This is a genomic window from Christiangramia sp. 3-2217-3z (assembly GCF_051195275.1).
In the GTDB taxonomy this organism is placed as follows: Bacteria; Bacteroidota; Bacteroidia; order Flavobacteriales; family Flavobacteriaceae; genus Christiangramia; species Christiangramia marina.
The window spans coordinates 195,135-211,289 of record NZ_JBNJLI010000001.1 but is presented as its reverse complement, the minus strand read 5'-3'; the positions used below and the strand labels follow the sequence as shown (position 1 = coordinate 211,289).

General features: G+C 38.3%; 16 protein-coding genes. 13 read left to right on the top strand and 3 right to left on the bottom strand.

Annotated elements, in window-relative coordinates; genetic code table 11:
• Positions 1-66 precede the first annotated feature (66 nt).
• From ACSHZO_RS01020 to ACSHZO_RS01005, 4 genes are read left to right on the top strand one after another with little or no spacing between them, the layout of a single operon-like run.
• Complete coding sequence (locus tag ACSHZO_RS01020) at positions 67-678, top strand: LUD domain-containing protein (protein ID WP_298246273.1); 612 nt, start codon at positions 67-69, stop codon at positions 676-678.
• Between the two features lie 3 nt (positions 679-681).
• A complete protein-coding gene (locus tag ACSHZO_RS01015) occupies positions 682-1,518 on the top strand; it encodes a phosphatidate cytidylyltransferase (protein WP_141876954.1) in 837 nt (278 codons plus the stop codon).
• The gene (locus ACSHZO_RS01010) at positions 1,508-2,164 is read left to right on the top strand and encodes a phosphatidylserine decarboxylase family protein (RefSeq protein WP_298246272.1); all 657 of its coding nucleotides are present in this window, start codon (positions 1,508-1,510) and stop codon (positions 2,162-2,164) included. The genes ACSHZO_RS01015 and ACSHZO_RS01010 overlap by 11 nt, the downstream gene beginning before the upstream one ends.
• A 22-nt stretch (positions 2,165-2,186) precedes the next feature.
• Positions 2,187-2,441, top strand: coding sequence for an acyl-CoA-binding protein (locus ACSHZO_RS01005; RefSeq protein WP_298246271.1), 255 nt, complete (start codon positions 2,187-2,189; stop codon positions 2,439-2,441).
• A 59-nt stretch (positions 2,442-2,500) separates the two neighbouring features.
• Here the strand turns inward: ACSHZO_RS01005 and ACSHZO_RS01000 are convergent, their stop codons facing one another.
• Positions 2,501-5,131 (bottom strand): valine--tRNA ligase, encoded by a 2,631-nt coding sequence (locus ACSHZO_RS01000; RefSeq protein ID WP_298246270.1) that lies wholly within the window; start codon positions 5,129-5,131, stop codon positions 2,501-2,503.
• A gap of 134 nt (positions 5,132-5,265) precedes the next feature.
• Between ACSHZO_RS01000 and ACSHZO_RS00995 the strand changes: the two genes are divergently transcribed.
• From ACSHZO_RS00995 to murB, 3 genes are all read left to right on the top strand, one after another.
• Positions 5,266-5,652 (top strand): DUF1573 domain-containing protein, encoded by a 387-nt coding sequence (locus ACSHZO_RS00995; protein ID WP_298246269.1) that lies wholly within the window; start codon positions 5,266-5,268, stop codon positions 5,650-5,652.
• A gap of 149 nt (positions 5,653-5,801) precedes the next feature.
• Positions 5,802-6,998 carry a pyridoxal phosphate-dependent aminotransferase gene (locus ACSHZO_RS00990; RefSeq protein WP_298246268.1) on the top strand — a complete coding sequence of 399 codons (1,197 nt, stop codon included), beginning with the start codon at positions 5,802-5,804 and terminating at the stop codon, positions 6,996-6,998.
• Entirely contained in the window at positions 6,998-8,014 is a 1,017-nt protein-coding gene (gene murB / locus ACSHZO_RS00985; protein ID WP_298246267.1) for a UDP-N-acetylmuramate dehydrogenase, read from the top strand. The genes ACSHZO_RS00990 and murB overlap by 1 nt, the downstream gene beginning before the upstream one ends.
• 49 nt (positions 8,015-8,063) lie before the next feature.
• On the opposite strand, the gene ACSHZO_RS00980 is transcribed toward murB, so the two are convergent.
• Complete coding sequence (locus tag ACSHZO_RS00980) at positions 8,064-8,684, bottom strand: fasciclin domain-containing protein (RefSeq protein ID WP_295178843.1); 621 nt, start codon at positions 8,682-8,684, stop codon at positions 8,064-8,066.
• Positions 8,685-8,850: 166 nt separating this feature from the next.
• Here ACSHZO_RS00980 and ACSHZO_RS00975 point away from each other — a divergent pair, with 166 nt between their 5' ends.
• The 6 genes from ACSHZO_RS00975 (at position 8,851) to ACSHZO_RS00950 (ending at position 14,972) form a co-directional block, all read left to right on the top strand.
• The gene (locus ACSHZO_RS00975) at positions 8,851-9,057 is read left to right on the top strand and encodes a membrane or secreted protein (protein WP_141876946.1); all 207 of its coding nucleotides are present in this window, start codon (positions 8,851-8,853) and stop codon (positions 9,055-9,057) included.
• A gap of 5 nt (positions 9,058-9,062) precedes the next feature.
• Positions 9,063-10,163: a glycosyltransferase gene (locus tag ACSHZO_RS00970; RefSeq protein WP_298246266.1), complete on the top strand. Its 1,101-nt coding sequence runs from the start codon at positions 9,063-9,065 to the stop codon at positions 10,161-10,163.
• Complete coding sequence (locus tag ACSHZO_RS00965) at positions 10,154-10,723, top strand: RNA polymerase sigma factor (protein ID WP_298246265.1); 570 nt, start codon at positions 10,154-10,156, stop codon at positions 10,721-10,723. Before ACSHZO_RS00970 ends, ACSHZO_RS00965 begins: the two co-directional genes overlap by 10 nt.
• A gap of 78 nt (positions 10,724-10,801) precedes the next feature.
• A complete protein-coding gene (lipA, locus tag ACSHZO_RS00960; RefSeq protein WP_141876943.1) occupies positions 10,802-11,683 on the top strand; it encodes a lipoyl synthase in 882 nt (293 codons plus the stop codon).
• Positions 11,684-11,692: 9 nt separating this feature from the next.
• Positions 11,693-12,700 (top strand): type I glyceraldehyde-3-phosphate dehydrogenase, encoded by a 1,008-nt coding sequence (gap, locus tag ACSHZO_RS00955; RefSeq protein ID WP_298246264.1) that lies wholly within the window; start codon positions 11,693-11,695, stop codon positions 12,698-12,700.
• Between the two features lie 43 nt (positions 12,701-12,743).
• Entirely contained in the window at positions 12,744-14,972 is a 2,229-nt protein-coding gene (locus ACSHZO_RS00950; RefSeq protein WP_298246263.1) for a hybrid sensor histidine kinase/response regulator, read from the top strand.
• Between the two features lie 104 nt (positions 14,973-15,076).
• Here the strand turns inward: ACSHZO_RS00950 and lpxK are convergent, their stop codons facing one another.
• A complete protein-coding gene (gene lpxK, locus ACSHZO_RS00945; RefSeq protein ID WP_298246262.1) occupies positions 15,077-16,081 on the bottom strand; it encodes a tetraacyldisaccharide 4'-kinase in 1,005 nt (334 codons plus the stop codon).
• Between the last annotated feature and the right edge of the window lie 74 nt (positions 16,082-16,155).

Here is a 16,155-nt window from a genome sequence, read left to right as displayed (position 1 = left end):
TTAAACAAGGGTTAATTTCAGATTTTTTAACTTTGATAAAATGTCTAAGAATCAGAACCCAACCCCATGAATCTATTCAAAAGGTTTCTTAATCCCAAGGCGAGAGCAGAGCAGGATCAGGACACGCCTGAGAAAGCAGACCGCGGGAAATATATGCCAGAGGTAAAATTACCTACTGATGAGCGTTTTATGCTCAATTTTAAAAATAACGGGGGGAAATTCTTATACTGCATTGATGAAACTGAAGTACAGGAAGCTTTCGATAATATTCTCCTTGAAAACGATTGGTACGAAACAGAATGCTGTTGCTTTGATGATAACCTTCAGGAAAAGTTCAAAGGTTTCAACCTCGAATTCAATCATTCGGCAAAAGCAGAATTCTATCTTTCAACTTGTGAATTTCTTGTTGCCAACGATGGTTCGATTCTAATATCATCCAACCAGATCAAGGAAAGAAAACTTCACGACCTTCCTGCTAATTTCATCATCCTTTCGAGTACAAGTCAGCTAATTGACACTATAGGAGAAGGACTAAGAGGTATCAAATTTAAAAACAAGCAGCAAATCCCTTCAAACATTACTACTATAAAGAATTTTGAAACTCAAAAAGAAGGTGATTTCATGAGTTACGGAAGTAGTACGAAGAACTTATACCTGCTACTGCTGGAAGATCTGTAATTTATGAAGGAAACCATTATACGTACTGTATCAGGACTATTGTATACAGCCATTTTGGTTGCTTCGATACTCTCTTCAGAATTAATATTTATAATTCTTTTTTACCTATTGAGCCTGGTTTGCCTGGTTGAGATGCAAAAACTACTCCGACTCAAAAGCTACGCTTTGTTCATTTTACAGGCGGTACTGTTCTATCTATTTAGTTTTCTTAAGTTTAACCAGGATGCCACTGTAATGTTACTCTTCATTACGATTTTTGTGAACCTGTTTCTGGTCAAGGATCTTATCATCGTTAAAAAAATTCCTGTTTTCGAAAAGAAGAAATACATCATCATTATCTTTTATCTTATTTCCTCTACGATCTTCCTCACCCTCATTCCTACGATAGAAGGTGTATTTATTCCGAAGCTGGTTATAGGAATATTCTTTTTGATATGGACGAACGATACATTTGCTTATCTCGTAGGTAAAAATTTCGGAAAACATAAACTTTATGAAAAAATCAGTCCGAATAAAACGGTTGAAGGATTCCTAGGTGGACTCGTATTTAGCTGCCTTATGAGTTACGCGATATGGTATTATAGCCCGTTGTTTCCCACAACTCTCTCTGATTTTAGCAAGTTTAACACACCGCTCATATGGTTAGGAATGGCTATCATACTGAGCATTTTCGGTACATTGGGAGATTTGATCCAGTCAAAATTTAAGAGACAGGCTGGCGTAAAAGATAGCGGAAAATTGATGCCTGGTCACGGTGGATTGTTTGACAGGCTGGATAGTATTATATTTGCAAGCCCATTCGTCTATGCATATTTATATATATTGAATTATGTTTCATAAAGAAGGATACAAATTAATGATATTGACTGCGCTGATCCTAATTGCGATCAACGTAGTAACTTATAGCTTAATTGACCTTTACTGGTTGAAATTTGCCATCCTGGTAGCCTCAGTACTTTTCTTTTTATTGATCGTTCAGTTCTTCAGAAATCCCAAGAGACCTACAATTCATAACAACGAACATGTAGTTTCTCCTGTTGATGGTAAAGTTGTAGTAATCGAAGAAGTTTTTGAAAAAGAATACTTTAAAGATAAAAGATTACAGGTTTCAATTTTCATGTCGCCATTGAACGTGCATGTTACCCGCCACCCGGTTGGAGGAAAAGTGAAATTCAGCAAATATCATCCTGGTAAATTTCTTGTCGCGTGGCATCCTAAATCCAGCGAAGAAAATGAAAGGACTACTGTCGTTGTAGAAAATGAGGTTGCTGGAGAAGTTCTATATAGACAAATTGCGGGAGCACTTGCTAAACGTATTGTGAATTATGCTGAAGAGGGAACTGAGGTAGTTCAGGGAAGTGATAGTGGCTTTATCAAATTTGGTAGCCGCGTAGATGTATTCTTACCTATTGGGACCAAGGTCAGGGTTGGAATTAATGACAAAGTAAAAGGCGGCGTAAGCGTAATTGCTGATGTTGTATCATAACCACACCATGGCAGAAGAAAATATGAAATTTCTTAAAGCCTATGAAATGGCCAGTAAGACTGAGGAACAGTTTCCTCCAGATGTTATGCTACATTTCTACGCACTTTACAAGCGTGCTACGGAAAGAAATGGTTTCTATATTCCACCAGGCAATCAGGGCGATCTAAGAAGCGCTTTTAAGATCAATGCTTTGGTGCAGGTAAGAAAACTTAGTAAGAAGGAAGCAGAAGATAGATATATAGAACTGGTTGAAGAATATATAGGTAAGATCAACTAGTATAAAACAAAAAAAGAGGATCACATGATCCTCTTTTTTATTTTTTAATTTGTTTATATCTAGCTCAGGTATTTGAGACTGGCTTTCAACGCTTCGATTTTAGCTTCTGCATCTGCTTTTTTAGCCTTTTCTATAGCTACCACTTTTTCTGGCGCATTGTCTACAAATCTTTTGTTGGATAATTTCTTATCTACCGATTTCAGAAAACCTTCAGTATAAGATAATTCCTCCTGGATCTTGGCCTTTTCAGCATCTACATCAATCGCTCCAACAATAGGTATATAGTATTCGTTGCTTCGTACTCTAAAAGACAAAGCACCTACAGCAGCTTCAGTTACGTAATTATAACTAGAGATATTACCCATTTTGGCAATAACAGAATCAAAGCTATTGCTGGTATTCTCATTATTCATTGCCATTAATTCTATCTGATTTTTAAAGGCAATGTTCTTGTCCTTTCTAATCTTTCTTACTCCTGCAATCACTTCAGAGGCATGTGCGAACTCCTTGATGATAGTTTCATCAAATGAAGTTTGTTCCGGCCACTTTGCAATGATCAATGCTTCTTCTGAAGATCTTTCAGTAATAGTTTGCCAGATCTCTTCAGAAACGAATGGCATAAATGGATGTAGTATTTTTAAGTTGTCCTCAAGTATTTCGATGATCTGGTTGTAAGTAACCGCATCTATTGGATCCCCGTAACCAGGTTTCACCATTTCAAGGAACCAGCTACAGTAATCATCCCATATTAACTTGTAGGTAGACATAAGCGCATCACTTATCCTGTATTTAGAATAATGGTCTTCAATCTCTCTAAGACTAAGCTGAAATTTAGCTTTATACCACTCGATCGCTTTTTTCGCAGTTTCCGGTTGCTCTATTTCTTCGGAAATCTCCCAGCCTTTTACGAGTCTGAAAGCATTCCATATTTTATTTGTAAAGGCACTACCCTGCTTACACAGATCTTCATCGAACATGAGGTCATTCCCGGCGGGAGAACTCAATAGCATTCCCACACGAACACCATCTGCCCCGTATTGCTCGATCAAACCAAGAGGATCTGGTGAATTCCCCAGAGATTTTGACATCTTACGACGCTGCTTATCCCTAACTATTCCGGTAAGATATACATTTTTAAAAGGTTTCTCTCCACGGTATTCATAACCTGCCATGATCATACGCGCTACCCAGAAGAATAAAATCTCAGGCGCTGTTACCAGGTCATTGGTAGGATAGTAATATTGTATCTCTTTGTTTTCCGGTTCCAGGATTCCGTTAAAGACGCTCATTGGCCACAACCATGATGAGAACCATGTGTCCAAGGCATCTTTGTCCTGAGTAAGATCTTCAGCTTGTAGTGAATCATTCTGAGTAACTTTCCTGGCTTTCTCCAGTGCCAGTTCAGCAGTTTCAGCTACCACAAAATCCTCTTTTCCATTTCCGTAGAAAAAAGCAGGAATTTGCTGTCCCCACCACAACTGTCGGGAGATATTCCAGTCCCGAACGTTTTCCATCCAGTGCTTATAAGTGTTCAAAAACTTTTCTGGCACCAGGTTTATATCATCTCCTACTACAGCTTTGATAGCAGGTTCCGCCATCTCTTTCATTTTCAGAAACCATTGATCGCTAAGTTTCGGTTCGATCACGGCACCTGTCCTTTCACTGGTTCCCACTTTATTAACGTGATCTTCCACTTTTGAAAGGTTTCCAGAAAGCTCCAGTTCTTCCACAATCTCTGCACGAACAACGAAACGATCCTTTCCCTCATAATGTAAACCATAATTGTTCAGGGTTGCATCATCGTTCAGGATATCGATAACATCCAGATTATGCTTTTCACCCAGATTTTTATCGTTCTCATCATGCGCCGGAGTAACTTTTAAACATCCGGTTCCAAACTCCATATCCACATATTCATCCTCGATAATAGGAATAGTTCGATTGCAAATTGGTACGATTGCTTTTTTGCCTCGAAGATGTGCAAAACGCTCGTCATTAGGATTAATACAAATTGCGGTATCTCCAAGGATGGTTTCCGGCCTTGTCGTAGCAATGGTAAGATAATCATCGCTACCTTCTACTTTATATTTCAGATAGAAAAGCTTTCCATTACGCTCTTCATAATTCACTTCTTCGTCTGAAAGTGTTGTTTTTGCCTGAGGATCCCAGTTCACCATACGGTAACCACGGTAAATAAGACCTTTCTCGTAAAGATCTACAAAAACTTTGATCACTGAAGCAGACATGTTATCGTCCATTGTAAACTTAGTCCGCTCCCAGTCACAGGAGGCTCCAAGATGTTTCAATTGCTGTAGAATAATTCCACCATGCTTATGAGTCCAGTCCCAGGCATGTTGTAGAAATTCATCACGGCTTAGGTCATTCTTATCAATACCTTCCTCCTTCAATTTAGCTACAACTTTAGCCTCTGTAGCGATGGAAGCATGATCTGTACCCGGCACCCAGCAAGCATTATAGCCCTTCAATCTCGCTCTACGAACCAGCACGTCCTGAATGGTATTGTTCAGCATGTGTCCCATGTGAAGAACTCCCGTAACATTAGGTGGCGGGATCACTATAGTATAAGGTTCGCGTTCGTCTACTTCAGAGTGAAAGTAGTTATTCTTCATCCAGTAGTCATACCACTTATCCTCTACTTTTTTCGCATTGTATTGTGAAGCAATTGCCATTTCTTGGTCTGGTTTTTGAAATAATGGCAAAAGTAATTATTAATGAAGGATTATGAAAGCTGCTGAAATGATTAAAATTTTGAGAGTTAAGCCTTTTCAGCTTATATTTACTAATTCGATTAAATAACTGAATTATGAGAAAATTTATTGCAATCGTAGTTTTCGTACTGGCAGGATTTGCTACTACCCAGGCGCAAAACTCGGCCAAATTCGAGTTCGAGTCTGAGACGATCGACTATGGTATTATAAAAAAAGGTAGCGATGGAGTACGTGTCTTCAAATTTAAGAACGTAGGAGACGAACCTTTGATCGTGGAAGATGTGAAATCCAGCTGTGGTTGTACGATCCCCAAGAAACCTGAAAAGGCGATCATGCCTGGCGAAATGGGTGAGATAGAAGTAAAGTATGACACTAAAAGAGTTGGACATATCAGGAAAACTGTTACGGTTTATTCGAACGCTGAAGAACCTATCAAAGCATTGAAAATAAAGGGTCAGATAACAGATGACACAGAAAGTTAAGGATAACTTCTAAAAGTAAATACCTAAGCCTCCTTTACAGGAGGCTTTTTTATGCTGAAATTTAACGGCTTAAGCAGAATAATTCAGGATTGTTTATTCTTGATTCAGGCTTTATTTTTGCAATTTTGCAAACCTATAAAAGAACTATCATGCCGAAGATTTCAAATAAAGGGCAGCAAATGCCCGAATCACCTATAAGAAAATTAGTCCCTTATGCTGAAGAAGCTGCTGCAAAGGGTAAAGTTATATACCAGTTAAATATTGGCCAGCCTGATATTAAGACTCCTGAGGTAGCGCTTGATGCCGTAAAAAATCATGACATTGAAGTACTGTCTTACAGTCATTCTGCTGGTTTTGAGAGTTATCGTGAAAAGCTCGCTTCCTATTACAAAAACACCTCTCTTCCCGTTGAAAAGCAGGATATCATAATCACCACCGGAGGGTCTGAAGCGCTTCTATTCACAATGGGAAGCATCACAGATCAGGGTGATGAAGTAATCATTCCAGAACCATTTTATGCGAACTATAATGGTTTCGCAACGGCTTCAGGAGTAACTATAAAACCAATTCAGTCCAAAATTGAAGATGGTTTTGCATTACCTCCTATTTCAGAATTTGAGAAACTGATCACTGAGAAAACTAAAGCTATACTTATATGTAATCCTGGCAATCCAACAGGATACCTGTATACAAAAGAAGAAATTCAACAACTTGCCGATCTTGCACTAAAACACGACCTTTTTATTGTTTCAGACGAGGTTTATCGTGAATTCGCCTATGATGGTGTAAAACATCATTCAATTATGAGCATTCCTGAGCTGGCGAACCATGCGATCATGGTAGATTCAGTTTCAAAGAGATATAGCATGTGTGGAGCAAGAATTGGTTGCATGGTGTCTAAGAACACTGAAGTGATCACTACCGCCATGAAATTTGCTCAGGCAAGACTAAGCCCACCTACTTTCGCCCAAATTGCAAGTGAAGCTGCACTGGATACACCACAGAGCTATTTTGACGAGGTGATCAAGCAATATACTTTTAGAAGAGATCTTCTTGTAAAAGGATTGGAAAAAATTGACGGTGTTAAGGTTGCAAACCCAAAAGGCGCTTTCTATTGTATCGCCGAGCTTCCTATCGATAATGCAGATGATTTTGCAAAATGGTTACTGGAAGATTTTGAAGATGACAATGAAACCATCATGGTTGCACCAGCTGCAGGATTCTACTCTACTCCTAATACCGGACTTAACCAGGTTAGAATCGCGTATGTATTGAAAAAAGAAAATCTTGAGCGTGCGCTGGTAATTCTTGAGAAAGCGTTAAAGCAGTATAACAATAAGGCTTAATGCGGGTTATTCGTAACTTTTCACTGAAGAATTACAATAGTTTCGGCATCGATGTTCGGGCAGATAAATTTGTATCGGTTTCAAGCATTGACGCACTGAGACGTCTTCTAAAAAAAAGTTATTCTTCCGAATTATTTATTCTTGGAGGCGGCAGCAACATGCTCCTTACTCAGGATGTTCATAAAACGGTAGTTCATATTGCCCTAAAGGGTATAGAAGTCGTAACAGAAAATGAAAATGAAGTAATTCTGGAAGTTGCTGCCGGAGAAAACTGGCATGAATTAGTACTTCATACTATAGAAAAAGGGTTCGGAGGATTAGAGAATCTATCTCTTATTCCTGGCAATGTAGGCACCTCTCCGATCCAGAATATAGGCGCTTATGGAGTTGAACTTAAAGACAGCTTTGTAAGTTGTCATGCGATGAACATTCAAACCCTTGAAGAGAAAGAGTTCACTCGTAAAGATTGCAATTTTGGTTATCGAAATTCAGTTTTCAAGAATGAGTTGAAAGGTCTTTATATTATTACCTCTGTTCGTTTCAGGCTAACTAAAAAAGATCATCAATTAAATCTGGATTATGGAGCAATTCGTAATGAACTGGAGAAATCGGGAATAAAAAACCCTGGAATCAAGGATATTTCGAATGCAGTTATCACTATTAGACGATCAAAATTACCCGATCCCAAGGAAATCGGAAATAGTGGTAGTTTCTTTAAGAATCCTGTGATCACCAGGAATAAATTTGAAGAATTACAGCGGGATCATCCTGAAATACCTTCTTACCATGTATCTGAAGATGAAATAAAGGTTCCTGCTGGCTGGCTCATTGATCAATCGGGCTTGAAAGGTTACCGTAATGGAGATGCCGGTGTTCATAAAAACCAGGCATTGGTTCTGGTTAATTATGGTGAAGCTACTGGAGAAGAGATTTTAATGCTCGCTAAAATGATTCAGGATAAGGTGTCTCAGAAGTTTGGAATTTCCCTTGAAGCTGAAGTCAATATAATTGAATAAAAAAAGGAGCGCAAATGCGCTCCTTTTTTCTTTATAATTCGTTGTCGAATTAAGCTTTCTTCATCACTACTGCATCAATGATGTGAACAACTCCGTTAGAAGCATCAACATCAGCTTGAACTACAGTCGCTTTGTTTCCATTCTCGTCAGTAAGAATTACATTTTCACCTTCTAAAGATGCTGTAAGCTCTCCTCCACCAACGGTAGAAACTGCATAAGTTCCGTCATTATCCTGGATCATTTTTACAAGATCTGCAGCCATAACTTCTCCTTCAACTACATGGTATTTCAAAACACCAGCTAGTTTATCTTTATTCTCTTCCATCATCAGGCTTTCTAGTGTTGCCTGGTCTACTTTAGAGAATGCAGCGTTGTTAGGTGCGAATACAGTAAAAGGACCTTCTTCTGTCTTCATCATTTCTGCTAGATCAGCAGCTTGTAGAGCAGATACTAGTGTACTTAAAGTATCGGTAGCCATAGCTTTTGCTGCGATGCTGTTGGATTGCATTTCCTGCATTTCCTTCTCAGCTTGCATTTCAGCCTCCCTTTCTTCGGCTTCCATTTGCTCCATTTTCTCTTTTTCTTCCTGCTCTTTTTTATTACCATCTTCACAAGAAGTGAAAACGACTGCTGAAAGTGCAAGAGTTGTAAATAACATTTTAAATTTCATATTGTAGTTTTTCTCGTGGTTAACGCTGCAAGATATCTCTGAATTAACTGATAGCGCTACTTATTCGATTAAAGTTTAGTTAAATATTGTAAACGATATACTAATGATACGACCAATTTTCAGTTGCCTGTTTTTATTATTATTTTTGCAACAGAATCCAAAGTCTATGAAACTATTTATAATCAGTTTAGTCCTGCTAGGTCTTGCATTTGCAGGAATTGCAATTAAAATCTGGGGTAAAAAAGATGGAAAGTTCGCTGGTACCTGCGCGAGCCAGAATCCATACCTTAATAAATCTGGTGAACCATGTAGTTTCTGTGGTAAGTTGCCGGATGAAATGGAAAATTGTTCAGATACCGCCAAGACTACCTAGATTAAATGGAGATAATTTTATTTGGCCTGTTTATACTCACCGGTATAATCAATATCCTCTATAACTTAAGTTTTTTTTCATTTACATCTGCTTCTTCGGAAAAGTCACAAGCATTAAATCTTCCCGTTTCAGTAATTGTGTGTGCAAAGAATGAAGAAGAGAACCTTCAGAACAGCATACCAAAAATTCTTGAACAGAATCATCCAGATTTTGAACTTATCCTTATTAATGATGCTTCCGCAGATAATAGTCTGGAAGTAATGGAGCATTTTCAGAATATAGATCCAAGAGTAAAAATTGTAAATGTGCAGAATATTGAAGCATTCTGGGCAAATAAAAAATATGCCCTTACACTGGGTATTAAAAAAGCTTCGAACAAATACTTATTATTTACAGATGCCGATTGTGTTCCTCAATCTAAGGAATGGATCACAGAAATGACAAATCATTTTACAACCAAGGAGATCGTTCTTGGATATGGTGGCTACTTCAAACAAAAGAAATCACTGCTGAATAAGTTAATTCGGTTCGAAACACTATTAACAGCCATTCAGTATTTCAGTTATGCAAAATTAGGGATACCATATATGGGCGTTGGCCGTAATTTAGCATACACCTCTGAGAGGTTTTATGAGTTGAAAGGTTTTGCGAGTCATTTACACATAAAATCTGGCGACGATGATCTATTCGTTAATGAAGCTGCGAATCATGAAAATACCGCCATCTGTTTTTCTGAAAATTCAATCACACGAAGTGTTCCCAAAAAAAGTTTTTCAGAATGGACAAAACAGAAACGCAGACACGTTTCTACTGTTAAACAATACCAACAGAAACACCGGGTTCTGCTTGGCGTATATTACTCGGCAAGATTACTTTTTTGGCTACTTTTTATTCTACTTTCAATTCTTCAGATCTTCCCTATCGCCGTACTATCGATTCTTTTTATAAAGTTGATCTTTGACGGAATTGTCTATTATAATGCTGCGGAAAAGCTAGACGAAAAGGACGTCATCTGGTTCTATCCATTTTTAGATATATTTTTAATATTTTTCCAATTAGCTATATTTAGCTCCAATCTCATTTCAAAACCAGGACAGTGGAAGTAAACCCCAGTCAGCTCTCTGAGAAAATCAGTGAAGCCAAGAAAGGAAGTCAGTCGGCATTCAATTACCTGGTAGACAGGTTCTGGGGAGATGTTTATGGTTTTCAGCTTAAAAAGACCCAAAATGAGTATGAAGCTGAAGATATTACGATTCAAACCTTTTCTAAAGCTTTTAATCGTATAGAAACTTTTGATGTTAATTATTCCTTCGCCACCTGGCTTATTGCGATCTCCAAGAATATCCATATAGATCAAATAAGAAAGAAAAAAGCTTCTATTAGATCTAAAACTTCCATGCAGGATGAAGACCAGGTCTACCAGATCGCAGATGATACTCCGGGAATTGAGGATAAGCTTATCAAGGAGCAAAATCTAGAGCAATTACTCTTTGACATTAAGCAATTGAAACCTCATTACCAGGAAGTCATCAATCTTAGATTCTTTCAGGAGAAATCATATAAAGAAATCGCAGAATTCCTGGATGAACCCATGAATAATATTAAGGTAAAACTGTTGCGTGCCAAGAAGTTACTCGCCGCTATTATTGAAAGCCGAAAGAGCTAAGTAAGGATTAGAATCGGCGGGAGTCTAATTTATGCAGTTCAGCTTATTATTGTATCTTTGAAACAGAGATTTATTGCTATGAATACAGACGTTGCTCCAGTAAAAACCAAAACACAAAGAACTCCAAAACCAAAGTGGTTGCGAGTGAAACTTCCTACCGGTAAGAAATATACCGAATTAAGAAGCCTGGTTGATAAATACGATCTACATACTATTTGCACCTCTGGTAGTTGCCCGAATATGGGTGAATGCTGGAGTGAAGGGACCGCTACTTTTATGATTCTTGGGAATGTATGTACAAGGTCCTGTGGATTCTGCGGTGTTAAAACCGGCCGACCAGAAACTGTAGACTGGGATGAACCTGAAAAGGTTGCCAGATCCATCAAGATCATGGGAATCAAGCATGCGGTAGTGACCAGCGTGGACCGTGATGATCTTAAGGATATGGGTTCAATTATCTGGGCAGAGACTGTCAAAGCGATTCGAAGAATGAATCCTGAAACTACACTGGAAACTTTAATTCCCGATTTTCAGGGAAATGAACGTAACATAGATCGTATTATCGAAGTAAGCCCTGAAGTAGTTTCCCACAATATGGAAACCGTTAAGCGTCTTACCAGAGAAGTTCGTATACAAGCGAAATACGACCGAAGCCTTGCAGTTCTAAAGTATCTTAAGGATAATGGAATTCGAAGAACCAAGTCGGGAATTATGCTAGGACTTGGCGAAAAGGAAGAAGAAGTATTTCAGACGCTTAGAGATCTACGCGGTGCAGGTGTTGATGTCGTGACTATTGGACAGTATCTTCAACCAAGTAAAAAGCATTTGCCTGTCAAGCAATTTATCACCCCAGATCAATTCAAGCGTTACGAAGAATACGGTCTTGAACTAGGTTTTAGACACGTTGAAAGTAGTGCCCTGGTAAGATCCTCTTATAAGGCTCAAAAGCATATAAATTAAGGAGTTTACATGGCGGGTCCTGTAAAAATTGCCATTAATGGTTTTGGTCGGATTGGCAGAAACCTTTTCAGACTTCTACTGAGTCATCCCGAGATTGAGGTTATTGCCATCAATGATATTCATGATGCCGGCAGTCTCGCACATTTGCTCAAGTATGATAGCATCCACGGAAGAATATTCAATGATATTTCTGCGGGCGACAGTGAAATAATTGTTGACGGTCGATCTATTCCTTTGCTGAATTTCGAAAAACCTGCAGATATTCCCTGGAATAGTTTTGGAGTGGAAATGGTGGTAGAATGCAGCGGAAAATTCAAAACTACTGAAACGCTATCACCTCATCTGAAGGATGGGGTAAAGAAGGTGATACTTTCGGTTCCACCAGCAGACGATGAAATTAAGATGATCGTACTTGGGGTAAACGAACATATACTTACGGGCGACGAGAAAATCATCTCGAACGCTTCCTGTACGACTAATAATGCAGCCCCTATGCTCAAGGTGGTCCATGATCACTTAAAAGTTACTCAGGCTTATATAACAACCGTTCACTCCTATACATCAGACCAGAGCTTACATGATAAACCTCATAAGGATCTAAGGAGAAGTAGGGCAGCAGCACAATCTATCATACCAACTACCACCGGAGCGGCGAAGGCCTTAACAGGAATTTTCCCTGACCTTAGTGAGGTCATTGGTGGATGCGGAATCAGGGTTCCTGTTCCTAATGGATCTCTTACAGACATGACACTTAATGTTGAAAAATCAACGAGCATTGAAGAAGTAAACCAACTTTTCAAGAATGCTGCAAAAAATGAGATGTTTGGAATTCTGGAGTATACTGAAGACCCCATAGTTTCTGTAGATATCCTTGATAATAAATATAGCTGCATTTTTGACGCCGGAATGACTTCAGTCATCGATGGTACGCTCATCAAGTTAATAGGATGGTATGACAACGAAATTGGTTACTCTAATCGTCTTATCGATTTAATTTCACTTGTTAACGATAAATAGCTATATTTAACAACTTATTAAAGCTGCTAGCTATTTTTCCATAATGAAAAACTTCAAGCGTTTCATCCTTTTAGTATGTTGCTTCGCCATCTTTGGATTCCAAGAGTCCACGATCGATGAAGAAAACCCAAAACCTGAACAGATCAAAAAACTGTTGAATGAAGCCGAGGGTTCTATCAATACCATGAATTTTGATAAAGCCCAGGAACAACTAGATCTGTCACTTAAATTATCTAAACGTATAAACGCTAAGAGTTACATCGCGCTAACCAGTACGATTCTAAGTCGTATGTATCATGTAAGGCACGAATATGATAAAGGTATAACGCAGTTGGATAGAGCTATGTCCATTCAAAGAGAGATCAATGATGACGCAGGCCTTAATTATTCTTATGTACTTTATTCCAAAATACTTACATCCAAAAGAGAATTTGATCGAGCATTAAACTACCTGGTGCTTGCAGAAAAATACTATACCCAGCAAGACAACCGGGAACAACTAGGAATTATTGCCCTGAATAGAGCCGTAATTTATTTTGCTGATAATAACACCAAGCCCAGAGCACTGACCGAATTAAGAAACGCAGAAGTCTATCTCAGTGATTCGGACAATCAATATGAAAAAACCCGGTTAAATTATTTCCTGGCTCGCGCATTTCAATACGATGGAAACTACGAACGAGCAGAGCAGTCAGCTAAAAAATCGCTTGAAATATCAAAAGCAGCAGGTTATACGGGTATGATCATGTATAGTTATAATTTGCTAAGTGAAATTGCTCAGGAAAGAGGTAACTATGCCAGCGCACTCGAATTACTTCGACAAGGTAATAAGATAAGAGAAACTATTTTCGATGTTAATAAGGAAGCTCTTGCAACTGAAGCAAATGCCAGACTTGGTAATTCTGCTTTGAAATCTACGGTAGATCAACTAACGGCACAGCAGGCGGAAAATGAAAGGACGCTAAAAGTTAACAAGCTAACTACAATACTTAGTGTAGCTCTTATTACAATTCTCTCGCTGCTAACATTGAGTTTATATAAAAACAACAATCTTCGTGCTAGAGCGAATGAGTTACTTCAAAAGAAGAATTCAGAATTGATACTGGCTAAGGAAAATGCTGAGAAAGCTTCTCTGGCAAAAGCTCAATTCTTAACTACCATAACACATGAGCTGAGAACACCTTTATATGCGGTGACAGGACTAACCCATTTACTGTTAGAAGAAAGCCCTACAGAAAGTCAGAAAGAGCATCTAAATTCATTAAAGTTTTCAGGTGAATATCTCCTTTCCCTCATCAATAATATACTCGACCTCAATAAGCTTGAAGCGAACAAAGTGGAAATCGTTAAGACTAACTTTGATCTCGAAAAGCGTATTTCAGACGTATTGATTGCGTTAAAGAATTCCGCAGACGACAGGAATACGAAATTACATTTCTCCTATGATAAGGACATTCCAGCTAAACTGATTGGAGACCCTCTAAAAGTCTCTCAAATTCTCATCAATCTTATTGGTAACTCTATTAAGTTTACGGAAGATGGAGATATCTGGATCGCGGTAAATAAAACCCGACAAGATGGGAAGTTTGTTTCTCTTCTATTCGAAATAAAGGATAATGGTGAAGGAATTGGTAAAGAGAAGCAAAAGGCAATCTTCGAAAACTTTACACAAGGTTCTACCCAGATTAACAGAAAATTTGGGGGAACGGGACTTGGTTTATCCATTGTCAAAAACCTTCTAAGTCTTCTTAATTCTGAAATTGAACTGAAGAGCGATCTTGGCAAAGGATCTACTTTCACTTTTGAATTGCAATTTGAAGCTGAAACTCTGGAAACTAAACCAGCTGAACCAGTAGCACCATCTAAAGATATCGTTCTTACCAACGATATTATGAAAGATAAAAATATCCTTATCGTTGAGGATAATAAGATCAATCAAATGATCACACGCAAGATCCTTGAGAAAAACAAAGTGATCTGTGATGTCGCAGACAATGGTACTATTGCGATCGAGAAAGTTCAAAATAATGAATTTGATCTTATCCTTATGGATATTCATATGCCTGGAATCTCAGGAATAGAAGCTACCATAGAAATTAGAAAGTTCAATCCTGACATACCGATCATTGCGTTAACCGCAGTAACTCTAGATGATAACCTAGACGAATTTTACATGAACGGTTTCAATGATATTATACCCAAACCTTATAAGACAGAAGAGTTCTTCCACAAGATCAACAAGTATCTAGCTGCCAGAGAAACAACAGTTTAGAAAAATGGCACAGCCTTTGTAAAGTAAATGCTAGTAGAATTATATTGAAGACAACAAACACATATAATTTGAATTAGCCAAGATAAAATGAGGTGCTTCGCACCTCATTTTTTTTGTGCGTAACTCAAAATTAGTTCATCAAACTTTTCAGCATCATAAATTATTTTGGTTTGAATAGGTAGGTAATAAAGCTTCCGGGCAAGTTTTGTACTTTTCAAACGCATGTAATCTTTTTCCGTCGTAAGTATACTCTCGAAGGTGTCTAGGTTTTCGATTTCGTCTGTGGAAAAATTATGATGATCTGAAAACTTAAAATGCTTTAGTTCAATATTCATTTCAGCCAGGTATGAAATCATTGGATCGGGATTGGCAATTCCCGTAACAAGTACAAAATCTTTCTGTTCGATATCCTTCAGTAGCTTACGTTCTTTCTCTGCGAAGATCAGTTCAGAATATATGATACTACTGAAGAAAACCGGTCCTTTAAAATATACTTTGATCTTTGACCGAATTTCTTCCTGTTTAGTTTCATCAAGATTCTGCGGACATTTGGTTACCACCACTATATTGGCTCTACTGGCGCACTTACGTGACTCTCGGAGATTTCCAGCAGGGAGTACAAAGTCTTCTGTAAAAAGGTCGGTATAAGAGGTAAGTAGAATATACAACCCCGCCTCCACTTTTCGATGTTGAAACGCATCATCCAGCAAAATAAGATTGGAACCGGACTTTTTTAACCTGTTGATTCCTTCTACCCTATTGGCATCTACAGCTACCGTGATCTCTGGGAATTTATTCTTAAACTGAAGAGGCTCATCCCCACTCTTACTCGCAGTGTCATTGATTTCCACGATCTGGAACCCTGAACTCTCACGTTTATAACCTCTACTTAATGTCGCAAGCTTAGCATCCTTCGAAAGCAGATGAATAAGATATTCGATCATGGGAGATTTCCCTGTGCCTCCCATATTTAAATTTCCAACGGCGATTACAGGAATATCAAATTTCAAGGAATTAAAGAATCCCTGATCATATAATTGATTTCGAACTCCAGTCACAGTTTTGTAGACTACGGAAAAAGGTAAAAGCAATTTTCTGGGATTCGGCATAAACGCTTAATATAAGTATCTTTGAGTCTGAAGTCTGAGAATTACGCAGACAATTTAATTTCCAGGCTTCTGGC